This window comes from Neorhizobium alkalisoli, assembly GCF_002968635.1.
GTDB lineage: Bacteria > Pseudomonadota > Alphaproteobacteria > Rhizobiales > Rhizobiaceae > Neorhizobium > Neorhizobium alkalisoli.
In genome coordinates this window covers 1-414 of sequence record NZ_PVBN01000050.1, presented here as the reverse complement: position 1 = coordinate 414, position 414 = coordinate 1, and the positions used below count along the sequence as shown (strand labels likewise).

The window sequence follows — 414 nt, the reverse complement described above, 5'->3', positions numbered from 1 at the left end:
ACCTCGCGCAATGGCTGGCAACTGGGGGCGAGTTCGCCCAGGCAGCGGTCGCACCACTGTTCCAGGCGCTGTAGTTGCTGCTGGCAGGCGAGCAGGCTGGCCTGCTTGCGCTGCCATTGCACCAGGGGCTCCGCGCGCAACGCTTCGTCTAGCTTCTTCTGCTGAAGTTGCGCCGCTTCCAGCGCCGCCTTGGCGCTCTTGCTGTCGCCGCTGGCGACCTGCTGGCGCTGCAACCTCTGCCAGGCATAGAGGGTGATCTCGGCGAACGCGCCCTGCCCCATCAGCGGCAGGCGCGTGTGCAGCAGCTCGGCATAGCGGCGCAACAGCCAGTCGATGGGCGGCACCCGCCACGACTGGTCGCCGTCCTGGGCTTGCGGATGCACCTCCTCGGGGTAGCGCTCGCAGAGTTCCGCC

The 414-nt window shown here is 68.6% G+C and carries 1 protein-coding gene; it reads right to left on the bottom strand.

Annotated elements, in window-relative coordinates:
* Positions 1-414 (bottom strand): hypothetical protein (locus C5L13_RS28500; protein WP_205836902.1); only part of this gene is annotated, 414 nt, incomplete at both ends.